Origin of the sequence: Traorella massiliensis, assembly GCF_900104665.1 — a bacterium.
In the GTDB taxonomy this organism is placed as follows: domain Bacteria; phylum Bacillota_I; class Bacilli_A; order Erysipelotrichales; family Erysipelotrichaceae; genus Traorella; species Traorella massiliensis.
On record NZ_LT629966.1, the window covers coordinates 87874 to 110357 of the forward strand.

Consider the following 22484-nt stretch of genomic DNA (forward strand, 5'->3'; position numbering starts at 1 on the left):
AATGCTGGATTATTTCATCCAGCTTTCATCACTTGGGTTATCTCTAAAACGGAGCAGATTTTCAATCTGTTCTTTCTTTATATAGCCTTCTTCTGCTGCTACCTCTAATAATGTATCATAATCACTTGCCGATACGTTTTGAACATGATGTTCTTCAAGACGCTGTGTTGCTTTTTTCATACCGTAAGTAAAGATACTTGCGACTCCTAAGACTTCTGCACCTGCTTCTCTTAAAGCTTCTACGACTTCCATACAGCTGCCTGCTGTCGAAATCAGATCTTCGATCACAACTACTTTCGTATTCGGTTCACATTTTCCTTCGATACGATTATTACGTCCATGATCCTTAGCACTAGCACGTACATAACCCATAGGCTTATTGAGAATAGTTGCAACGATGGCTGCATGAGCAATTCCAGCTGTGCTTGTTCCCATGACTGCTTCACATTCCGGATAATGCTCCTTGATGATCGTAGCTAAAGCATGTTCGACATCATCACGCACTTTGACATCCGATAATGTTAAACGATTGTCACAATAGATAGGACTTTTGATACCACTTGCCCATACAAATGGTTCTTCAGGACGTAAAAAGACCGCCTGAATAGACAATAGATCTTTCGCAATTAATCTTTTCATGCTTCAACCCCACTTTCAAATTCTTTGCTTGCTTTACGATAAGCTGCAACCGGATCACTGCTTTCTGTAATTGAACGACCCACAACGATATAATGAGATCCTAGCTGATGTGCCTTTGCTGGTGTTGTTACACGTTTCTGATCACCTTTAGAATCACTTGCAAAACGGATACCAGGAGTCACCGTTACAAAATCACGGCCACATTTTTCACTTACTGCTTCTACCTCTAGTGGTGAACAAACGACGCCATCACAACCGGCAAGCTTGGCGTTATATGCATAATGCTGAACTGTTTCTTCCATGCTGTGATCGATCCATAATTCATCATGCATCATTTCTTCACTGGTACTTGTTAATTGTGTCACCGCTAATAAAATCGCATGAGAATCCATTTTCACCAAAGCATCTTTAGCTGCCTTCATCATTTCGATCGTACCTGCTGCATGAACATTGATCATATCAACATCCAGCTTTGCCAGATTCATCATTGCTTTATGAACCGTATTTGGAATGTCATGAAGCTTTAGATCTAAGAATATCTTATGACCTCTTTTTTTGATTTCATTGACAATATTTGGTCCAGCTGCATAAAGCAGTTCCATTCCAATTTTAATAAATGGTTTTTCTTCTGTAAACTGATCTAAAAATTCCAGTGTTTCCTGCTGACTTGAAAAGTCACAGGCAATAATTACTTCTCTTTTCATCGATGTGCCCTCCCTACTATATCACTGATTTTTTCAATATTATATTCTTTACATTTTTCTTCTAATTCATGGATAATCTTAACACTGCAAAGTGGATCGATCAGATTTTGGGTACCAATTTCTACTGCAGTGGCACCCGCAGACATCATCTCGATCACATCATCGGCACTTGTTACGCCCCCACATCCTATAATGGGTATTTGAACTTCTTTATAGACTTCATAAACCTTATAAAGCGCTTGTGGAAAGATACCTGGACCACTCACACCGCCTGTTATATTGGATAGAATGGGCTTACCGCTCTTTTTATCCAATCGCATTCCTAAATAAGTATTACATAATACAAGTCCATCTGCCCCTGCTTTCTCTAAAGCAGCACACATGCCAGCTAAATCAGAACACTGTGGTGTACATTTCACATAAAGAGGTTTATGCGTTACTTTTTTTACTGCCTTTGTCACTTCACAGGCACTTTTAATATCTAAACCAAAACTGATACCGCCACCATGAACATTTGGACAAGAGATGTTCAGCTCTAAGATACCAACTATCGGTTGTGTATCAAACAATCTGGCACACTCTACATATTCTTCAATAGAAAAGCCGCCAATATTCGCAAGCACTTGCCCTTGATATATTTTTTCAAGCTTTGGAAAGATATTTTGAATCACATCATGGACACCAGGATTTTGTAATCCCACACAGTTAAGCATGCCACCTTCAAATTCACTAATCCGTGGCAAAGGATTCCCCTTTCTTTCATGTAAGGTCGTCCCTTTGATGGCAAAGCTTCCCAAAAGATTTACATCATAGAAATCCAGATAATCCATTCCATATCCATAGGTCCCACTGGCTGCGATCAATGGATTTTTCAATGTCATGCCCGATAAATTCACCGCAAGTTTTCCCATAGAATCTCCTCTTTTTTAAATACGGGACCTTCTTTACAGATACGCTTCATCCCGCTTTTCATTTCTACTGCACATCCCATGCAAGCCCCAAAACCACAACCCATACGTGTTTCTAATGAAGCTAGACCATAAGATGAATTATGTTCACAGACACTTTTCATCATAGCAACGGGACCACAGGTACAGAAAGGAAGATGATCCCATTTCATTTCGATCATTTTATCCACTGCATTTTCATTTTGACCATCAAAGCTATATCTATATTCAACGCCTAGCTGTTCAAGTTCTTTTTGAAACAAAGCTTCTTGTTCATTTTTAAAACCAAAGATCACTTTTACATTTAATCCCCGTTGAAGAGCTTCTTTGAGCGTCCCCATCAACGGTGCACAGCCAATTCCCCCGCCAATCACTAGCACTTCACTCTCAAAGACATCTAAGTCAAAGCCATTTCCTAAACCGTTGAGAATTTCGATCTCACCGCTTTTTTTCATCGATAAAAGCTTTGTTCCTTCACCAGCGACCTTATATGTCAATACGATATGTTTTTCATCATAACAGGTAATTGACAACGGTCTTCTTAGCTTTCTAGAGTCAACAGCTACATTGACAAACTGACCACTTCTTTTGATCCATGAAGAATCACATAGAAGCTTCATTTGATAAGTGTTCAAAGCAATCTTTTCATTATTTACAATCAAACATTTTTCAAGTTTCATCATTTATTCTTTACTTTCAGCATAATAAACTTCTTCATCAAGCATCTTTTCACTCTTCGCTACGACCATCGAAGTTGCGGTATCTCCTACAACATTTAAGGCTGTACATAACATTTCGATTGGGCGGTTAATTGCCAGGATCAGCGTATAAGCCATCAGTGCCATATCATTTCCATAACCCATACCAGAGAGAATCGTAAACAGAATGACAGCTCCTGCACCTGGTGCAGCCGGTGTTCCAACCGAAGCGACTAACGCTAAAATACCAACTACTAATAAAGCCTGGAGTGTAATTTCATAGCCACCGCAGCTTGCGATAAAAATCGTCGCAATCATCTGCATGATCGCCGTTCCATCCATATTCACAGTCATACCTAAAGGAATTACAAAGGAAGCAATTTCTTCATGTACCCCTAATTCTTCAGTAGCTGTTTTTAAATTTAATGGCAGCGTTGCAGCACTTGAAGATGTTGAAAAGCCAAATAAAGCTACCTTGCTGACCTTTTTCACAAACTGACGTGGATTGACACCTGCTGCCGCCCAAACAAACAATGCATAGCCAAATATCAGTACGACAAGCAATAATACAACGGTCAAGATCACATAAGCTAAAGCAGGCTTTAAGTAATTAACACCATATACCGCAAAAGTTCTCGTAATCAATACAAAGATTGCTAAAGGACCAAACTTATTAATAATAAAACTTAAGATAATCGTAATAATATCACTTACTTCTTCACAAAGCTTCTGGAAGACTTCCATTTTCTTCTTGCTGGAATTCATCGCCAGACCAATGGCAATCGCCATGACAAGCACCGCTAACACACCACTGTTATTTGAAAATGCTGAAGCAACATTATTTGGCATCGCTTCTAAAAGGATGTTTAAAGGATTACTTCCGGTTGCACTGGTAGATGTTTTTAGCCCTGCTAAAGAGGTATTGCTGAAAAAACCCATCTGATACGTAATATATCCAGCAGTTGCTGCCACAATCAAGGCCACTGTCGTAGTAAATAAGAAACATATCAGTGTTTTTGATGATATACGTCCTAATTTTTTAGTATCAGTAATTTGGATCATCGCCAATGTAATACTTGTAAATACCATTGGGATAATAACGACCTGTAACGCTCTGATAAATAACTGCCCCACGATATAAAAGATACCTAATGCACTTTCATTTCCCTCGGCAGTAATATCAGCAAATAGTATTGAATTGATCTGATTCCACACACTTGCATTGCCATTCGCATTCAGACTTTCACGTAAAGCAATCATTGCAACACCGCAGACAAGCCCTAAAAGCAGAGCAATCATCATTTTCGCAGCTAGTTTTTTTGAAGACTTTTTTGACATAACTCTCTCTCCTTATAAAAAACCCTCACAAGCGAAAGACTTATAAGGGTATCATATAAACAGATATAGATAAAAAGATGTTTATTGTCGTCCTTCATAGTCTCTCGTACTATATTAAAGGTTGTTCGTATCTATTATAGAAAAAAAGAGAAAAATGTCAATCATGAATTTTGTCATTTTTTAGTAAAATTCAAATAAAATATAACTAAATTATATAAGTTATCCTGTTTTTTTGTTTTGCTATGAAGAAATTAATGCTACAATAGAGATGAAAAAAAGGAGCTTACAATGAAACTAAATACAAAACAAACATTTTTTATCGGTCTAGCTTTTATGTCTATCTGTGCTTTCTGGCAGCTATATGATCAAATGATCCCTTTGATGCTAGAACAAACTTTTCAATTAAACGCAACTCTTATCGGTGTCATTATGTCATTTGATAATATCCTGGCTTTATTTATGCTGCCTCTTTTTGGTACTCTTTCTGATAAGATTGATACCCGGTTAGGAAGAAGAACACCTTTTATTTTGATAGGCACGCTATTGGCAGTCCTCTTTATGATCATGATTCCAATAGCTGCTAATATGAAGTCTATTGGTTTTTTCATTATCGCATTAGCATTGACTTTGATTGCCATGCAGTCGTATCGTTCACCTGCCGTTGCACTTATGCCGGATCTTACACCTAAATCCTTGCTTTCTAAAGCAAATGCCATTATCAATTTGATGGGAGCTATCGGCGGCATGGTAGCCCTTATCCTGATTAGTCTTTTAGTTCCCGAGGGTGTTGTAAATTACCTTCCATTATTTATTTCTTTAGCGGCTATCATGCTCGCTAGCGTTACATTACTATTGATCACTGTCAAAGAAAAAAAAGCCGCTTTAAAAAGTATCAAAGATGAATCGATCGTACATGAACATAAAAAAATGCCTAAGGATGTCAAGCGTTCACTTTTCTTTCTGTTATTTTCAATAGCTTTTTGGTTTATGGGTTATAATGCTGTCACAACAGCTTTTTCACGCTATGCCGCAGCTATATGGGATAAAGGAGCAGGATCCAGTGCCACTTTGATGCTGATTGCTACAGCTGCCGCAACGATTGCTTATCTTCCGATCGGACAGCTTTCCGCAAGATTCGGCCGTAAAAGAATGATTCAATTTGGTATCATCTTATTAGGATTTGGCTTTCTTGCTGGGGGCCTGTTCACTGAACTTTCGCCTCTTGCTTACCTTATTTTTGCTTGTGTCGGTATTGCCTGGGCAAGTATCAATGTCAATAGTTATCCTATGGTCGTTGCTATGGCCAGCGAAGGTGATACAGGAAAATATACGGGGATTTATTATACCTTTTCTATGTCAGCTCAAATCATTACGCCTATTCTTTCTGGTTTTTTTATTGATCTAATAGGATATGAAGCCTTGTTCCCTTATGCTTTTATCTGCACTTTACTAGCTTTTATGACTTTCATGAAGGTAGCTCATGGCGATGAAAAGCCATCAGCAAAGAAAGGAATTGAAGTATTTGAGGAGGCAGATGCATGATCTGGTTACTAATGCTGATTTTTTTTCTCATAGCACTTTATCTTTTTGCGATCTTTCCTCGCTTTTCAAAGAAAAAAGAACTATTAAAATATCAGTATGTTCCTTATGCTCATCGTGGTCTGCATAATGAAGAATACCCTGAAAATAGTCTAAAAGCCTTTGAAAATGCACTAAGACACGGTTTTGGCATTGAGCTGGATGTTCAGCTTACAAAAGATAAAGAGGTTGTGATATGCCATGATTTTAACTTAAAAAGAGCCTGTGGGATTGATAAAGAAATTGATGCATGTACATATGAAGAATTATGTCAATATTCACTGTTTAACACAGAACATACGATCCCCAGGCTCAAAGATGTTCTTGATTTGATCGATCATCAAGTACCCATCATCATTGAGATCAAACAAAAAGGCATTAACTGTGAGACATGTAAATTAACAGCAGATCTATTAGATATCTATCATGATTCTTATATCGTAGAATCTTTTAATCCCATGGCAATGCATTGGTACATGAAAAACCGTCCGCAGGTCATACGTGGACAGTTAAGCAGTGATTTTTCTAAAAATAAAGATGTTCATCCTGTTATGGGCTTTCTGTTTAAACATTTATGTGCCAATTTTCTCTCTCGTCCTGATTTTATTGCCTATGATATTGATGAATCCCATGAGTTTAGTTTCCAGCTATTAAAAAAATGGATATGTAGTGTCGGATGGACATGTAAAAGTGAAAAAGAATATGAAAAAGTGAAAAAAGATTTCGATATCATTATTTTTGAAGGTTTTATCCCAAAATAAAGCAGCGTGAAATGATCACGCTGCTGATTTATTAACAAAATATTTTTTCTTGGCAATCGCTTTTCTGGCAGCATCTTTGATATCCTCAACGCTCATATGTAGAACCTCTTTCAAATAATCAACAGTTCCAACCTCCCCAAAGCGATCCTGAGCTCCTAAACGAACAAGACAGGCCGGTGCCTCTTCACACATGACTTCTGCCACAGCACTTCCAAGTCCATTCATGATATTATGATTTTCTATTGTTACAATAGCTTCTGTTTCTTTAGCGGCCTGAATGATTGCTTCACGATCGATCGGTTTGATCGTAAACATATCGATAACTCTCGCCTTGATTCCTTCCTGCAAAAGCTCATCAGCAGCCTTACAGGCATCAGCAACACAAATGCCGCTGGCAATCACTGTCACATCGTTTCCTTCTCTTAGTAAATTTGATTTTCCGATCGTAAAAGTTGAACCTTCCTGATAGATCTGTTCGCTCTTTTTTCTTGAAAGACGAATATAATATAAACCATAAAGATCTTTTGTCTGACGAAGCATATCAGCTAATACGATCGAATCGGCGGGTTCAAGGATCGTTGCATTCGGGATACAACGCATCATTCCCATATCTTCAAAAGGAATATGGGTACCGCCATTGCTTCCGGCAGTAATACCGGGATCAGAACCGATAATACGGACATTTAAATTTGCATAAGCTACTGATACAAAAATTTGATCCATGACTCTTCGAGTAGCAAAAGGGGCAAATGTATGTGCAAATGGTATAAGTCCCGTTTCTGATATACCGGCAGCCACACCGATCATATTAGCTTCCTGTATACCGCAATTAATTGTTCTTTGCGGATATTTTTTAGAGAAAGCTGTCATTTTAATAGAATTGATGATATCTGCATCCAGATAAACGACTCGGGAATCACTCCTTGCCAGCTCATCCATCACCTGTGCAAATACTTCTCTCATTTCTTTTTCTTCAGGCTTGATTTCTTCACAAATCCGATACATAAGGTTCCTCCTAACTCAGCCTTTCAATCAGCTGATCCAAATGCTGATTCGCTTCATCCAGCTGTTGCTGCGTAAATGTCATATGATGATTATAAAAAACATCTTCCGCAAAAGTACAGTCTTTTCCTTTTATCGTATGTAAAACGATTACTGAAGGCTTTTCATTTTGTTTTTTAGCATTTTCAATAGCACAAGCAATACTTATTACATCATGACCATCTACATCTTGTGCATACCAGTCAAACTGTTCAAACTTTTTAGCCAGATCCCCAACATTACAAATATCCTCTGTATAGCCATCTAGCTGTTTCTCATTTTTATCGATCAGTGCAATTACATGATTCAGTTTTTTTGTTGATGCAAACAAGGCTCCTTCCCAAACCTGCCCTTCATCACACTCTCCATCACCTAAAAATAAATACGTATACGCATCATTCTTCTGATAACGCAGGCCCCATGCAATTCCTAGAGCTGTTGACATTCCCTGTCCCAATGATCCGGTTGTCATATCAATACCAGGAACCCTATTTTTATCGCAGTGGCTTGGCAGTTTTGTCTCTGGCTGATTGATCGTCTTCATCCATTCCATCGGGAAGAAACCTTTCACAGCCAAAGCAGCATAAACGGCAGGCCCGCAATGTCCCTTAGAAACAACCAAACGGTCACGTTCCTCCCATTTTGGATTTTTAGGATCTATCTTCATTTCTTTTCCATATAATACAGCCAAAGCATCACTCATTGACATAGCTCCCCCAACATGTCCTGCCATGGATGTACTTAAACCATAAAGAATCGTCTTTCTTATTTGTGCTGCTAATAATTTTAAGTCTCTTTCAGCCTTATCCATAATTCTCTCCTATTTATCAAAAACACTATGATAAATCTGCATCATATCGTCATATGACAGCTCGACATAATTATTATTTAAAAGACGCTGCTGTCCTTCTAAGACACTTTCAGTGAAAACTGGAAGTTCTTCCTTCTTTATGCCATATGTACATAATGGCTTGCGAACTAAAATTTGATCCATCAGCTCATATAAAGCTTCTAGGCTTTTTTTCTTCTCAACACAAAGCTCATTGGCCAGAACCTCTTTAAGATCTTCAAGATGTCCATGAGGATCTTTCTTTTCATACATGCGTAAAACTGCTTCAAACATAAGCTGGTTTGCTTCTCCATGAGGAATATGATAAGTACCTCCCAAAGGATAGCTCATAGCATGAACCGCCGCACAACCTGCATTACCAAAGGCAATACCTGCAAAGTTACTTGCTATTAAAAACTGATCAGCTAACTGATTCCATTGATCTTTACCCTTTTGAACTACAACCTGATATCCTTTTAAAATCATTGATATAGCCTTGCAGGAAAACATCTTGGAATATTCACTCGCTTTTGGTGATAAATATGATTCAACCGCATGAACCAATGCATCGATAGAACTCGTAGCAAAAAATTTATATGGTAAACTCTCAACTAGTTCTGGAATCAAGACTGCTTTATCAGGATAAAGGGCATCATCGGCTAATCCTTTTTTCGTTTTACGGCTCATCAGCTCTGCAATCGCAACATTTGTCACTTCACTTCCAGTACCACAAGTCGTTGGAACTACGATCAATTCTCTGGCTTTATGATATTCTTTTTCTTTCATGATCATTTCATCTATACTGCCTTCACTCTCTAAAACAAGAAATTTCGCAATATCGATGACCGTTCCACCGCCAATAGCAAAGATTCGCAAAACATCCTTTGGCATATTCCTTTTAATAGCCATGACCATTTGATCGGTTGGTTCACCATTTCCATATTCTTCCTGGAAAATCACTGAAGCATCTTCAATATATCCCTTCAGTTTGCCCTCAGCCATAAAACGATTTGTAATGATCAAATCACTTTTGGTCAGTTTTTGAGATTCAAAAAATTCTCGAACACTTGTAAATTGATGAATCTCTGTTTTTAATAAAAACATTTTTTCCATATGTCATCCTTACCTCCGTTTTCATTATAACTCTTATTGTCGACAATTACAATATTATTGTATACATATTTTATATACAGTATACTTTATTATAAAATAATGCACAAATATAGAGAATATTGATGAATTTACTATCTGGCTGTGATATGATAAAAATATCAATGAATGGAGAACCTATGAAAAAGAATATATCAAGTTTAAGTGAAGAAGTATATCAACATTTATTAGATCAGATTTTCAGCAATCAATTAAAACCTAATGAAAAAATTGCGGAATCTAAAATTGCCGCAGAATTTAATACCAGTAGAACGCCGATTCGTGAAGCTATGCGTAAGCTGCAAAGTCAAGGTCTTATTAACATCTATCCGAATCGTCATGCAGAAGTCGCTTCTTTCACCACAAAAGAAATCCAGGATATCGGTACCCTACGTATTTCTTTGGATCTGCTTTCTATCAAACTGGCTGCTCTTTATGGAAGCCGTGCCGATTTTATATATTTACAGGATCTGGCGAATCAGTGTCTACAGGCTTTTTATAACAATAACGGTTATCTTAGAAGGAAACTGGATACTGATTTTCACATGGAATTATGTCGTATATCTCAAAATGAGCTTTTGTATCAGATGCAGAAAGATCTTTCATTAAAAATTCAATTTATTCTTCTTCATTATGAATTTCCAATTGAAAATGAAGAAGAACATCTCAAACAGCATCTAACAATAATTGACTGCATTATGAATAATGAAATTGATAAAGCTAAAAAAATAAGTATTCAGCATTTAATGGAATTCTACCATCTTGATATCAAAGATCCTGAAGAATTCTTTATGAAACAAGAAAATGATTTCTAACCAAAATCATATGCAAATAAGCAACTCCCTATCTGCATACCCACCTGCCTTTCTAGCGGCGTGGTTCCACCGGCACCTTCACATCTCCTTCTTTTGCTCCTCTCTGAAGCGTAAGGCATTGGCGAAATGTTCCAGTGTCAGCTTATTATTTTTTTCCAGCAGGATTCCATCCCTTTGCCATGCTTCCATCTTCCAGTGAATCGCATGACTGCCGGGTCCTGCTTCTTTTCTATCTGAACAGGCATAAATACGGGGTCCTCTGACATTCCTCCAATGTCGCTTTCCCCAGATCCCTGATCACTTCTTTCCATTCCCTGTATTCATGATATTCGTTCGGTATCCTTTCCCGGTACCCTTCTCCCCTCCTTGCAATCACATACGCTGCACTGTGGTGGATGCTTAGCCCTAGCCGCTTCGCATATTTCAGCTTCCCGATCTGCGTTGTGTGCCTTGGATCCACCTTCCTTAAATATACTCCTTTTTCCATGCATTTCCTTTCGATCTTCTCCTCCAGCCTCTTATATGCAAATGTTCCCAGCATCCGGTTATAGTTCCTGTCCCTGTACAGGCTCTCTTCTTTCTTCCTCTCGAATTCTAAATCTTCCATGATCAGATTCTTTTTCTTGCCCGCACATTCCTCTACGATCCGTTTCACTGCCACATACCTTTCATATTCCCTCTGGTTCCTTGTTCCTCTTTCTTTCAATGGAATCCTCCATGCCTTTACCAGATTCCCTTTTCTGTCGGTTTCTGCCAGCGCTATATGATCCCTGTTGATATCCATTCCGATACTTCCTCTGCCGGATGGTAATACCGGCTCGCCAGGATATTCAGCAATTGCTTTGATGATAAAATATTCTCCATGATCATACAGCTCATACGCAATGGCCTTCCCGGGAGTATTGTGCTTCATTCTTACTGCTCTTTCTATATGCTCCCTGTGCTGATGAAAAACAACCGGCATCCTTATTTCCTGTCTGATTCCCCGGTAGACAAGAATCCCTTCATCGATATGATATTTGAAAAGATTATTGCCGTACTTTCCCTGCCTTCTTCCGCAGATCAGCATCCTTTTTCTGCGGTTATAGCGGTAGGTATCCATATCATGCTTCAGATTCTTCCTTCCTCCGAAGCATACGCTTTTCGGCTTTTCCATGAATCTTTCCTTTTTCTGCTTTTCTCCTGTTAACCGATACTTTAATAGTTTGATCTGATTCTTCAGATTCTTTATTTTAGGATCGATCACAGTTGCTTCATACAGATAGTCCTTTTCTGTAGTTCCATGCAGTTTCGTTTTCCGGATCATCTTTTCCTTTTCACAGATGACCTTTTCCAGTTCCGTTTCCTTTTCTCTGATCTTCATTCTGATCCTATTCATTCTTTTATCTGTTTTCCGGATCAGTTTTTTATTCAAGGCAGCATTAGCCTTTAGCAGGGCCTTGGCTTCATGGACCGCAGACAGAGGGATATAGTCATTGAGATGAAACTGCTTTTTAAGAAGCTGGTGAAGCTCGCTGTCCTTAAACGAGGCTCCCTTATAGGCACGATCGTAAAGACATTTATAGGCCTTATGAAGGACACGGTTGTAGACATCAAGATCATGAAGAACGGTGTTCTTCAGATCAGGGAATTCACGGTAATAGAAACGGTTGGAAAGAGAAAAGACTTTCATGATGCCTCCTTGACAGAAATGAGATGTTTTGTACAGATATTATATCATATTAATAACAATAATGATACTATAATTTTAAAATAATGATATATATTATCATAACATAAATAACATTTAACTTTTTTTATTTTCTTTCATCATCTTTCTATTAATCAAAAATGAAATTTCCTAACATATAAAAAAAAGAGATATACACAATGTTATATCTCTTTGTTCATACATGGAGCGGGTGATGGGAATCGAACCCACGTAGTCAGCTTGGAAGGCTGAAGTTCTACCATTGAACTACACCCGCAAAAGATGGTGACTCGTTGGAGATTCGAACTCCAGACCCTTTGATTAAAAGTCAAATGCTCTACCATCTGAGCTAACGAGTCATATTTTACTATTTGGCTGGGGCAACTGGATTCGAACCAGTGAAATGCTAGAGTCAAAGTCTAGTGCCTTACCGCTTGGCTATGCCCCAACAAAAATGGTGGGGGGAGGCAGATTCGAACTGCCGAACCGTTAAGGAACTGAGTTACAGTCAGCCGCGTTTAGCCACTTCGCTATCCCCCCAGTTCAAATAAAACTGGTGCCGACTAGAGGACTTGAACCCCCAACCTACTGATTACAAGTCAGTTGCTCTACCAGTTGAGCTAAGTCGGCAAAAAATGGTGGAGGTTAACGGGCTCGAACCGCTGACCCTCTGCTTGTAAGGCAGATGCTCTCCCAACTGAGCTAAACCTCCGTGTATATTCAACCTGGTTTGCCAGGTGCTTTAATATAATACCATTGAGATTATGTGATGTCAACAAAAAAATTCTACTTTTTTTCAAATTCTTAAAATATTGAATTACTACCGCAGCTATTTCTCCATTTATTCAAAATAAAACAGGTTTTCATTCTCCTCTCTATTAAGAAAATTAAATTTATGTTATAATCATCATCAAGGAGTGATCTTATGGAAATTTTCAATACAAAGATTTTAAATCAGCGTCAAAGATGGAATAGAGCTGTACTGTTTGCGATTGGCGGAACTATTTTAAGTATCATTATCTGTGTGTTTCTTCAGCGTCTGATTAACATTCGTTCTTCTCTATTTTATCTGGCTGCTGCTTATTTTTTAAGCTGGCTGATTTTAGAAACTGGTCATGGTGTTCAAGTAAAGTTTTCAATTCTTGCCGCTGTATGTACTGTGATCGTCATTATAGTATCTGATATGTTTGTTACTTATGGAATGCTTACTTTTACTTTTCCAGTAAATGCTATTCTTAGTGTTTTAAGATCGTATGTTTCTATATCGATTAATTCTCTGCTTTCTTTAATTATTAAAATAGGAGCCATTTCTTTGGCATATGGAAAGGCTAGAATTGTCTGATGTATTATCGTGATACTTATGCGAAAATTGATTGTGATGCGATTGCTCACAATCTTTCTTTATTAAAAAAACAATCCTCGAAAGCTCTTATTGCCGTTTTAAAAGCAAATGCCTATGGTCATAATGACTACTGGACAGCAAAAACTGCCATGGAATCGGGATGCTGCATGGTAGCTGTCAGTTCGCTTGACGAAGCTCTCTCTTTAAGAAAACAGGGATTTTATGATCAAATCCTTATCTTAGGTCACATCCGCCCTCAGGATATTCCAATAGCCATTGAACAGCATGTGAGCGTTTCAGTAATATCAGCAGAATGGCTCAATCAGGTCGTCGCCTGCTGTTCTGATCTAAGAAAGCTTATTTTTCATATCAAGGTTGACACCGGGATGAATCGCATTGGATTAAAAAAGATTGAAGATGTCCATCGTGCAATTGACCTGATCTTAGATCATAATGGGATCCCTGAAGGAATATTTACACATTACGCCTGTGCTGACAGTGAATCCAAAGAAATGTGCGAGCAGCAATTTTATACATTCAAAGAAATCATATCTGCCTGCAAATATCCTTTTAAATGGATGCATGCTGAAAATAGTGCCGCTTTATTATCTTATGAAGACACTTTAACAAACGCTGCCCGCTGCGGACTAGCGATGTATGGTATTTCTCCTGTTAAATCAGACTTAGACTTACACCCCGCTCTTTCCTTATTTACCCATATAACATGTGTAAAAAGAATAAAGAAAGAATATGTAGGTTATGGAGCTGCCTTTCAAGCAAAAGAAGATTGTATCATTGCAACGCTTCCTATTGGTTATGCTGATGGTTTTTTAAGAACCAATCAGGGACGTTTTCTTTACTGCAGCCATGAATGGATAGAAGTCGTGGGACGTGTCTGTATGGACCAATGTATGGTTAAGTTACCTTATATGCTTCCTGTAGGCACACCGGTTGAAATCATTTCAAAGCATTGCCCAGTCACTCAAATGGCTAAAGATTTGAATACGATACCTTACGAGATACTTTGTATTCTTAGCGATCGAATTCCAAGAAAGATCTACTATCATCAGCAAGAAGTTGCCATTATAAATAATCGGCTTCATGATCAAAACCCATGAAGCCTTTTTTTATTCTTTACTTAGCTGTTCTAAAGCCATTTTTAATGTTTCTCTATCTACTGCCACATAATTGCCATCATCATAGTAAGTTTTTTTAGCGGTCATATGGATTTGTCCACACTTTGCATTTGCGGCAATATCTTTTATATTCGAAGGTGTAATGCCTCCACCTACAAGCAATTCAATCTTTCCTTTATATTTTTGGTACAGTTCACCAATGACCTGACTTCCCTTATCGATCGAAACTTTGCCGCCACCACTCAATATACGCTCTACACCACAATCAATCAATGTCTGTAAAGCTGCATCTAAATCTTTACATTCATCAAAAGCCTTATGAAAAACCGCTTCACGATGATACGAATGAATGAGTTCAACCATTTCTTTTGTATGTTTGACATCAACGCTATGATCGCTATGTAAAAAACCAAACACGATGCCGTCTGCTCCTGCTTCTAAAAGATCCCTTGCATCCATCATCATGTTTTCAATCTGATGTTTCGTATATACAAAACCAGCTGTACGGGGACGAACCATACAACAAATTGGCAAACGAGTCATTCTCTTAGCCATCTTCAAAGTAGACACTGTTGGAGTTAAACCGCCTAGTTCTAATGCGCTATTCAGTTCAATACGGTCAACGTCAAACTCATTTGCACAAATGCAGTCTTCAATTGTTCCACAGCAAATTTCTATTTTTATTCCTTGAATCATATCATGTTTCCTCCTTATTCATTATACTATAAATGTGAATGTAATTTTTTTCTTTTTTATTGAAAATTATGAAAATGAAATTGAATGATATGCTTTTTAATGATAAAATATGACAAAAGGGGGATCAGATATGAACTTTGTATTTTTATCGCCTAATTTTCCTAAGACATATTATAACTTTACAGCCTGTCTAAGAAACAATGGCGTAACAACTCTAGGAATTGGGGATGCACCTTATGATCAGCTCAGTGAAGAATGTAAAAACTCACTCTGTGAATATTATAAAGTCAATAGCCTGGAAAACTATGATGAAGTCTTTCGGGCATGTGCCTATTTTTCATTTAAATATGGTAAGATCGACTGGCTTGAAAGCAATAATGAATATTGGCTTTTAAGAGACGCCCAATTACGAGAAGATTTCAATATCAATACAGGTTTAAAAAATGACCGTATTGACGGTATTAAATTTAAAAGTAAGATGAAAGAATTCTATGCTAAAGCCAATGTACCAACGGCTCGCTATCACATGGTTTCTACATTAGAGAAAGCCCGCAATTTTATTAAAGAGGTGGGATATCCGGTTGTTGTCAAACCTGATAATGGAGTTGGCGCTTACGCTACCTATAAGCTGAAAAACGATGATGATCTTATCAGTTTTTTTGAAGAACTTCCAAATGTATCTTATATCATGGAAGAATTTGTTAATGGAACGATCGTTTCTTATGATGGAATCTGTAATTCTAAAAAAGATATCGTATTTGAAACCAGTCATTATTTCCCTGATCCCGTCATGGATCTTGTCAATGACCAGTTAGATACATGGTATTATTCTAAAAAAATCATTCCTGAAGATTTAAAGGATGCAGGAAGGCGAGTCATCAAGGCTTTTGATTCTAATTCCCGTTTCTTTCATTGTGAGTTTTTCCGTTTAAATGAAGATAAAGAAGGATTAGGAAAGAAAAATGATATCGTTGGCTTAGAAGTGAATATGCGTCCTCCTGGAGGATATACGCCAGATATGATGAATTATGCGAATGATATCAACGTCTATCAGATATGGGCCAATATGGTATGTTACGATGAAGGCTTCTTTGATCCAAATCAGCGTCCTTACGTTTGTGTTTATGCTGCGAAACGTGATGCCCATCTCTATGCTCATACCAATGAGATGATTTTTGAACGTTATAAAGATCATATCGTTATGTATGAACGAATGCCTGAGATTTTTTCAAGTGCCATGGGAAATGATGCTTTTATGGCACGTTTTACAACTGAAAAAGAAGCTATTGCATTTGCACACTATACATTAAAGAAAGTAAAGAAGGTAAAATGATATGCATATCCAATATTTTAAAGAATATTCACACAAATTGGGACGTGATATGGAATTTAAGGTCTTTGGACACAGTGGCCGTCCCTTTGTCATTTTTCCTTGTCAAAACGGTAAATTTTTTGACTTTGAAAATAATGGCATGATCGATACGATTGCTGATAAAATTGAAGATGGCAAGGTACAGCTTTTCTGTGTTTCCAGCATTGATGAGGAAACATGGAGTGCAGAGGGCGATTACCATGGACGAATCATGTGGCATGAACAATGGTTTAGCTATATCTGTGATGAATTTATTCCTCGCATGTATCAAATTCATAATGAGCTCGCTCATGAAAATTATACTGGTAAGCCTATTTTAAGTGGAGCCAGCATGGGTGGCTATCACTGTGTGAATTTTTATTTGCGCAGACCCGATATCTTTGGCGGCTGTCTGTCACTAAGCGGTCTTTTCCATGCGGGATATTTTTTCCCAAACTACAATGATGAAACGATTTACTACAATTCTCCTGTAGATTATCTTCCTCATTTGCACCCTTATCACCCTTTGGTGGATCAATACCGGCAAGGGGATATCATCATTTGTTGCGGACAAGGCGCCTGGGAAGATGAAGCAAAGGTAGATGCACGTATCCTAAAGGAACAGTTTGAACGGTTGCAGGTAGACGCCTGGGTTGATTTATGGGGTGAAGATGTAAACCATGACTGGCCTTGGTGGCTGATTCAATTTCCTTATTTTGTAGAAAGGCTTATCTAACATGTTGAAAAAAGAAGCGATTTTTATTCCTTATCTAAAAAAAATGCGCACCTTGCACATTTATATACCTGATCATTTGAAAAAAGATGAGCGTTTACCAGTCTTTTATATGTTTGATGGTCATAATCTATTTTTAGATGAAGATGCTACTTATGGGAAAAGCTGGGGCATTCTTAAATACTTTACAAAACACCGTGTTCGCTGTATGGTAGTTGGTGTTGAATGTAATCATATAGGAAATCATCGCTTGCGAGAGTTTTCTCCCTATAGTTTTAAAGATGAGGAATGGGGTAATGTTAAAGCGAGCGGCAAACAGTTTTTAGAATGGATGACGAGTGATCTAAAACAGTATATTGACGCTCATTATCCAACTCTTTCTGATCGTGAACATACATATCTTGGAGGCAGCTCAATGGGTGGTTTGATGGCGGTTTATGGCGGAGCCATCTACTCAAACATTTATTCTAGAAGTGCTTGTCTTTCACCTTATTACGACCATGTATTGGATCGTTTGACCTGTGATTTAAGAAAACTTGATGATTTAAATGATTCTATCTTTTATATCAGTTTTGGTCGTCATGAATGGCGTACAAAACGTGCTCTTTCAAGAGGCGTTGAGGAAAATTTAAGCGTCATGCGGATCTTAACTGAAAAAGGTGCAAAATGTTATATGCACTGTTATGAGTTTGGCTATCACAGTGAAGCTAGCTGGGAAAAAGAAATTCCTCATTTCTTACAAGATTTAGGAATTCAAAAGAAAAAATAGCATGAAGATAAGAGAAATAAAAGAATCTGATTATCCTGTCATAGATAAAATGGCAACGGAACTTCAAATTCTTCATGTAAACCACACAGATGATATTTTTAAAGAAACAGCACATACTTATTCGTATGAAGAATTTTTAAATTGTATCTGTGATGATCGAATCGCATTGATTGCGGAAGAAGGAAATGATGTCCTTGGTTATTGTTTTGCCAATGTTTTTGAGAATCCTGCTTTTAAAGATCGTACACTGCATATCAGTGATTTATTCGTTGATCAGCATGCCCGGCGAAAGGGTGTTGCGAAAGCCCTTCTCGATGAAGCGGTAAAGCGAGCAAAACGTTTAGGTGCTAAACGAATGCAGCTCATGGTCTGGAGTTTTAATGAAGAGGCACGTCATCTTTATGAGTCTTATGGCATGGAGATACAGAGCTATAATTATGGAAAAAAGATATAAATGAGGATAGCCATAAACGGCTATCCATTTTTTTCTAAATAATTTTCCATTAATACTTGTATTTCATCTGCCTTCTCTTCCTTTACAAGCGTCAGCAGATATTCAAGAAATCGTGTGCATTCACCCAGATCAAATTCTTCTTCCAAAAAACAGTCCATGGCCATTGAACATTCTTCCTCATATTTTTTATCCACATTTGCCTGAATCATGACAAATAATTTTTCTAATTCTTTGATATCCATGATGAACTCCTTTCATATTCATATCATATCATGAAAGAATCATTTTGAATATAGCCAAAAAATCTTAAAATTCCTACATATATTCCTAATGAAAATAAGAAAAGATCATTTCTCAGTAATTCTGCATCTTGCATATTTGTCAGATAAGCCATTTCTACAAGGATCGCTGGCATCGTCGTGGCTCTTAAAACATAGAGCTGAGGATTCACTCGTACACCATTATCACGTGTATGTGCTACCTCTACCATGCCATTTAGAACTTCTCTTGCCAATCTTTCAGCAATGCTTTCATATGAATAAATATAGACTTCACTACCTGAAATAAGAGGATTGACATTATAATTTCCATGCAAGGAAATAAAATAATCTGCCGGCCAATCATTTGCCATTTGGACCCTTTCTTGCAAAGAACTACGTATATCATAACCTAATACTTCTAAAGGCGCATTACGAGTAAGACGAACTTCAAAATCACAATTCGTTTCCAACAATTCTTTTAAATAGATACCTGCCTGATAAGTCAGTTCTGATTCAACTAAACCATTCGCACTGGCTCCGGCATTGATCGTTCCTGGATTATGACCTTGATCGATCAAAATCTTTATCATTATATCACCCTATTTATATTTATGAAAAAAATGATTCAAACAGACCTATAAAAGTTTCCCAAATTTTTTTATATAGATTTTTTTTATCAATGTAGTTAATATAATATATCCAAAAATGATCATAGCCAGCATACCAAAATATTCAACGGGCAATACGCTAAGTTCTAATGCACTGGCTATAGGGGTAAAAGGCATCAAAGTAATAGCAAAGATAGCGATAAAGCTCATGATGCTTAGCGATGCTGATGCACAGCTTTGAACAAAAGGAATCTTGGCTGTACGGATCATGTGAATGACCAATGTCTGGCTCCACATCGACTCAATAAACCACCCTGTCTGAAAAAGAGCTATATATAAGCTTTTTGTCATTGGATTACTTATTTGTGTATACAACAAGCCATCAAACATCATTGGGCAAATAATAAAATACATGACAAAATAAGTAATGATATCAAAGATAGAGCTCACCGGTCCCATCCATAACATAAACTGACTGATTCCGGAAGCACTCCATTTTTGTGGTTTTTTAAGATTCTCTTCATCAACATGATCCCATGAAATAGCTGTACATGAAAGATCATAAACCAGATTCAATAAAATCAGTTGGATTGATGTCATAGGCAGAAATGGTAAAAAAGCACTTGCTACAAGAACAGATAGCATATTGCCAAAATTGGAAGAAGCCGTCATTTTGATATATTTCATCATATTGGCATAGGTTTTTCTCCCTTCTATGACCCCTTGTTCTAACACCATCAGATTTTTTTCTAAAAGTACGACTGAAGCCGCTTCTTTCGCAATATCCACTGCACTGTCTACAGAAATACCAACATCCGAAATATTCATTGCTGCAGCATCATTGATACCATCACCCATATATCCGACACAGTGTCCGTTTCTTTTAAGGGCATCGATAATGCGTGCCTTTTGAGAAGGAGATAACTTCGCAAATATCTGAACATTTATAACTTCTTTTTCAAGTTCTTCTTCACTCATTTTTTCAATCTCATCACCTAAAATTACTTTTTCAGCATTTAATCCTACTTCTTTACAAATTGCCCGGGTGACTTTTTCATTATCCCCTGTAAGTACCTTTACATCTACTCCATATTCCAAAAGGGTTTCAAGTGCTTCTTTTGCGGCTGGTTTAGGAGGATCAAGAAAGGCTAAAAAGCCAATCAATACCATTTCTTTTTCATCAGCACATGAAAATTCACCAGCTGGGGCAGGATTTGTTTTTTGAGCAACTGCAATCACACGCATGCCTTTTTGATTTAACTCTGTTGTTTTCTTAAGGACCAGATGACGTACATGCTGTGTCAAAGGCAACACTTCACCCTTGCACTCAGCATAGCTGCAGCAGCCAAGCATCTCTTCTACAGCTCCTTTACTGACAAGCTGACTCTTTCCTTCTCTATCTTTAACCACAACGCTCATACGCCTTCTTTCAAAGTCAAAAGGAATTTCATCTATTTTTTCATAACGGTTGATCAGTGATTCAGCCCCTAATTCTTCTTGCTTGGATATTACTGCCAGATCAATTAAATTTTTTAAACCTGTCTGAAAATAACTATTAAGGAATGCATGCCGCAAAACACGCTCATCCTCATTACCCTCAATATTCAAATGATATTCCAAAACAACTTTGTCCTGAGTAAGCGTACCTGTCTTATCAGTACAAAGAATATCCATTGATCCCAAATTCTGAATCGCATTAAGATTTTTAATGATCACCTTCTTCTTGCTCATAACAAGAGCTCCTTTTGCAAGTGATGTCGTAACGATCATAGGAAGCATTTCCGGTGTGAGACCTACAGCAATAGAGATTGCAAACAATAACGCCTGCATCCAGTCATTTTTAGTCATTCCATTCACAACAAAAACAATAGGAACCATCATAAGCATAAAACGTATCAAGACCCATGAAACGGTATTAACATCTTTTTCAAAAGATGTCTTTGGAGGCTTTTTATCTAAATTTTTTATCATAGATCCAAACATCGTATCATTACCAGTCGCAATGACAATCGCAATCGCCATACCACTAACCACATTACTGCCCATAAAAGCTAAATTCGATGCTTCTATCAAAGATGTTCCATCACTTATTTTAGAACTATTTTTTTCAACAGGCTCACTCTCTCCCGTTAGTGCCGATTGACTGACAAACAAATCTTTAGCCATTACAATTCGCAAATCGGCTGGTATCATATCTCCTGCTGACAAATAAATCCTATCGCCTACGACGACATCCTCAATCAATATTTCTTCTTTTACACCTTCACGTTCTACACAAACTTTCGTATAAATCATACTGCTTAATTTTTCCGCAACATTGCCACTGCGTGTTTCTTGTATAAAACGAAGCAATCCTGAAATAAAAACCATCGTTGTTATAATAATGACCGTAATATAATTACGATCATCTGCACCAGCAAGCACGATATCCGTAAAAACAGAAATAATCGCTAAAACAAGCAATATTACTGTAAATGGATTTACAAATGCTTCAATAAGCCTTTTTAAAACGGAATGTTTTTTACCATATGTAAAAATATTTTTCCCATATTCCTCTCTTAAATTTTCAACTTCTTTCTTGCTTAAACCTCTTTCAGTCAATTCATATTTGTCCATTAACTCAGTGATACTATGAGAGGCAGCCCAATATAAACACTGACGAATATTTTTATTTAACTTTTTCATGACATTCTCCTTTCCTTATTTCTCAAAGAAGAAATGCATCATCAAAAACAGATGCGAAAAATTTCTTCTTTCTAAAACAATACTTTTACATTGATCTCCATTTTCCGCATCCATCATTTTTCACCTCCTCTATTACATCAAAACAAGTACAAAAAAACCATTGCGGATTTCAGCAATGGCTTATTAATTCAGACACTATAAAAAAATGCATCGATACCTATGCCATCGCCTCTTTAACCATTTACACCATTGATAACCATC

22 protein-coding genes and 6 tRNA genes are annotated in these 22484 nt (G+C 37.4%); 9 read left to right on the forward strand and 19 right to left on the reverse strand.

The genetic code is table 11. The annotated features are described in order from the left end of the window. Nucleotides 1-9 precede the first annotated feature (9 nt). The 5 genes from pyrE to BQ5367_RS00670 are packed head-to-tail and all read right to left on the reverse strand — an operon-like array spanning nt 10 to nt 4326. A complete protein-coding gene (gene pyrE, locus BQ5367_RS00650; RefSeq protein WP_071440669.1) occupies nt 10-639 on the reverse strand; it encodes an orotate phosphoribosyltransferase in 630 nt (209 codons plus the stop codon). After that, on the reverse strand, nt 636-1343 hold the full coding sequence (pyrF, locus tag BQ5367_RS00655) for an orotidine-5'-phosphate decarboxylase (protein ID WP_071440670.1): 708 nt from the start codon (nt 1341-1343) through the stop codon (nt 636-638). The genes pyrE and pyrF overlap by 4 nt, the downstream gene beginning before the upstream one ends. Then, nucleotides 1340-2254, reverse strand: coding sequence for a dihydroorotate dehydrogenase (locus BQ5367_RS00660; RefSeq protein ID WP_071440671.1), 915 nt, complete (start codon nt 2252-2254; stop codon nt 1340-1342). Before BQ5367_RS00660 ends, pyrF begins: the two co-directional genes overlap by 4 nt. Then, the gene (locus BQ5367_RS00665; protein ID WP_161940455.1) at nt 2236-2970 is read right to left on the reverse strand and encodes an iron-sulfur cluster-binding protein; all 735 of its coding nucleotides are present in this window, start codon (nt 2968-2970) and stop codon (nt 2236-2238) included. Before BQ5367_RS00665 ends, BQ5367_RS00660 begins: the two co-directional genes overlap by 19 nt. A gap of 3 nt (nt 2971-2973) precedes the next feature. Further along, complete coding sequence (locus tag BQ5367_RS00670) at nt 2974-4326, reverse strand: dicarboxylate/amino acid:cation symporter (protein WP_071440673.1); 1353 nt, start codon at nt 4324-4326, stop codon at nt 2974-2976. 288 nt (nt 4327-4614) lie between these two features. Here BQ5367_RS00670 and BQ5367_RS00675 point away from each other — a divergent pair, with 288 nt between their 5' ends. Both BQ5367_RS00675 and BQ5367_RS00680 read left to right on the forward strand, forming a co-directional pair. Beyond that, on the forward strand, nt 4615-5868 hold the full coding sequence (locus BQ5367_RS00675) for an MFS transporter (protein ID WP_071440674.1): 1254 nt from the start codon (nt 4615-4617) through the stop codon (nt 5866-5868). Further along, on the forward strand, nt 5865-6665 hold the full coding sequence (locus BQ5367_RS00680) for a glycerophosphodiester phosphodiesterase family protein (RefSeq protein ID WP_071440675.1): 801 nt from the start codon (nt 5865-5867) through the stop codon (nt 6663-6665). Before BQ5367_RS00675 ends, BQ5367_RS00680 begins: the two co-directional genes overlap by 4 nt. A gap of 15 nt (nt 6666-6680) precedes the next feature. Here the strand turns inward: BQ5367_RS00680 and BQ5367_RS00685 are convergent, their stop codons facing one another. Genes BQ5367_RS00685 through BQ5367_RS00695 form a run of 3 tightly spaced genes read right to left on the reverse strand, consistent with a single transcriptional unit; the run spans nt 6681 to nt 9648 of the window. Next, entirely contained in the window at nt 6681-7670 is a 990-nt protein-coding gene (locus tag BQ5367_RS00685; RefSeq protein WP_071440676.1) for a transketolase family protein, read from the reverse strand. A gap of 10 nt (nt 7671-7680) precedes the next feature. Continuing rightward, nucleotides 7681-8517: a transketolase gene (locus BQ5367_RS00690; protein ID WP_071440677.1), complete on the reverse strand. Its 837-nt coding sequence runs from the start codon at nt 8515-8517 to the stop codon at nt 7681-7683. Between the two features lie 9 nt (nt 8518-8526). Then, on the reverse strand, nt 8527-9648 hold the full coding sequence (locus tag BQ5367_RS00695) for a 4-hydroxybutyrate dehydrogenase (RefSeq protein WP_071440678.1): 1122 nt from the start codon (nt 9646-9648) through the stop codon (nt 8527-8529). A gap of 176 nt (nt 9649-9824) precedes the next feature. On the opposite strand from BQ5367_RS00695, the gene BQ5367_RS00700 reads away from it, so the two are divergent. Then, entirely contained in the window at nt 9825-10499 is a 675-nt protein-coding gene (locus tag BQ5367_RS00700) for a GntR family transcriptional regulator (protein WP_161940456.1), read from the forward strand. Between the two features lie 229 nt (nt 10500-10728). Here the strand turns inward: BQ5367_RS00700 and BQ5367_RS00705 are convergent, their stop codons facing one another. From BQ5367_RS00705 to BQ5367_RS00735, 7 genes are all read right to left on the reverse strand, one after another. Next, nucleotides 10729-12171, reverse strand: a complete 1443-nt coding sequence (locus BQ5367_RS00705) for an IS200/IS605 family accessory protein TnpB-related protein (RefSeq protein WP_071440680.1) — start codon at nt 12169-12171, stop codon at nt 10729-10731. A gap of 221 nt (nt 12172-12392) precedes the next feature. Continuing rightward, nucleotides 12393-12466: transfer RNA gene (locus BQ5367_RS00710), tRNA-Gly, on the reverse strand. Between the two features lie 6 nt (nt 12467-12472). Beyond that, nucleotides 12473-12548 (reverse strand) — tRNA-Lys (locus BQ5367_RS00715). Nucleotides 12549-12561: 13 nt separating this feature from the next. After that, nucleotides 12562-12637: transfer RNA gene (locus BQ5367_RS00720), tRNA-Gln, on the reverse strand. A 7-nt stretch (nt 12638-12644) separates the two neighbouring features. Continuing rightward, nucleotides 12645-12729, reverse strand: a tRNA-Tyr gene (locus tag BQ5367_RS00725). Nucleotides 12730-12743: 14 nt separating this feature from the next. Further along, nucleotides 12744-12819: transfer RNA gene (locus BQ5367_RS00730), tRNA-Thr, on the reverse strand. Between the two features lie 6 nt (nt 12820-12825). Continuing rightward, a tRNA-Val gene (locus BQ5367_RS00735) sits at nt 12826-12901 on the reverse strand. Nucleotides 12902-13114: 213 nt separating this feature from the next. On the opposite strand from BQ5367_RS00735, the gene BQ5367_RS00740 reads away from it, so the two are divergent. Both BQ5367_RS00740 and alr read left to right on the forward strand, forming a co-directional pair. Next, on the forward strand, nt 13115-13531 hold the full coding sequence (locus BQ5367_RS00740) for a hypothetical protein (RefSeq protein WP_071440681.1): 417 nt from the start codon (nt 13115-13117) through the stop codon (nt 13529-13531). Continuing rightward, nucleotides 13531-14649 carry an alanine racemase gene (gene alr / locus BQ5367_RS00745; RefSeq protein ID WP_083383111.1) on the forward strand — a complete coding sequence of 373 codons (1119 nt, stop codon included), beginning with the start codon at nt 13531-13533 and terminating at the stop codon, nt 14647-14649. Before BQ5367_RS00740 ends, alr begins: the two co-directional genes overlap by 1 nt. Before the next feature lie 9 nt (nt 14650-14658). Here alr and BQ5367_RS00750 read toward each other — a convergent pair whose 3' ends face one another. Continuing rightward, entirely contained in the window at nt 14659-15363 is a 705-nt protein-coding gene (locus tag BQ5367_RS00750; RefSeq protein WP_071440683.1) for a copper homeostasis protein CutC, read from the reverse strand. Between the two features lie 130 nt (nt 15364-15493). On the opposite strand from BQ5367_RS00750, the gene BQ5367_RS00755 reads away from it, so the two are divergent. Genes BQ5367_RS00755 through BQ5367_RS00770 form a run of 4 tightly spaced genes read left to right on the forward strand, consistent with a single transcriptional unit; the run spans nt 15494 to nt 18670 of the window. Further along, the gene (locus BQ5367_RS00755; RefSeq protein ID WP_071440684.1) at nt 15494-16696 is read left to right on the forward strand and encodes an ATP-grasp domain-containing protein; all 1203 of its coding nucleotides are present in this window, start codon (nt 15494-15496) and stop codon (nt 16694-16696) included. Between the two features lies 1 nt (nt 16697). Further along, nucleotides 16698-17450 (forward strand): esterase family protein, encoded by a 753-nt coding sequence (locus BQ5367_RS00760; protein WP_071440685.1) that lies wholly within the window; start codon nt 16698-16700, stop codon nt 17448-17450. A 1-nt stretch (nt 17451) separates the two neighbouring features. Further along, entirely contained in the window at nt 17452-18216 is a 765-nt protein-coding gene (locus tag BQ5367_RS00765) for an alpha/beta hydrolase (protein ID WP_071440686.1), read from the forward strand. Between the two features lies 1 nt (nt 18217). Continuing rightward, nucleotides 18218-18670 carry a GNAT family N-acetyltransferase gene (locus tag BQ5367_RS00770; protein WP_071440687.1) on the forward strand — a complete coding sequence of 151 codons (453 nt, stop codon included), beginning with the start codon at nt 18218-18220 and terminating at the stop codon, nt 18668-18670. 20 nt (nt 18671-18690) lie between these two features. On the opposite strand, the gene BQ5367_RS00775 is transcribed toward BQ5367_RS00770, so the two are convergent. Genes BQ5367_RS00775 through mgtA form a run of 3 tightly spaced genes read right to left on the reverse strand, consistent with a single transcriptional unit; the run spans nt 18691 to nt 22223 of the window. Then, nucleotides 18691-18912, reverse strand: a complete 222-nt coding sequence (locus tag BQ5367_RS00775; protein WP_071440688.1) for a hypothetical protein — start codon at nt 18910-18912, stop codon at nt 18691-18693. Between the two features lie 23 nt (nt 18913-18935). After that, nucleotides 18936-19520 (reverse strand): N-acetylmuramoyl-L-alanine amidase family protein, encoded by a 585-nt coding sequence (locus BQ5367_RS00780; RefSeq protein WP_235858713.1) that lies wholly within the window; start codon nt 19518-19520, stop codon nt 18936-18938. 45 nt (nt 19521-19565) lie between these two features. After that, nucleotides 19566-22223, reverse strand: coding sequence for a magnesium-translocating P-type ATPase (mgtA, locus tag BQ5367_RS00785; protein ID WP_071440690.1), 2658 nt, complete (start codon nt 22221-22223; stop codon nt 19566-19568). Nucleotides 22224-22484: the final 261 nt, after the last annotated feature.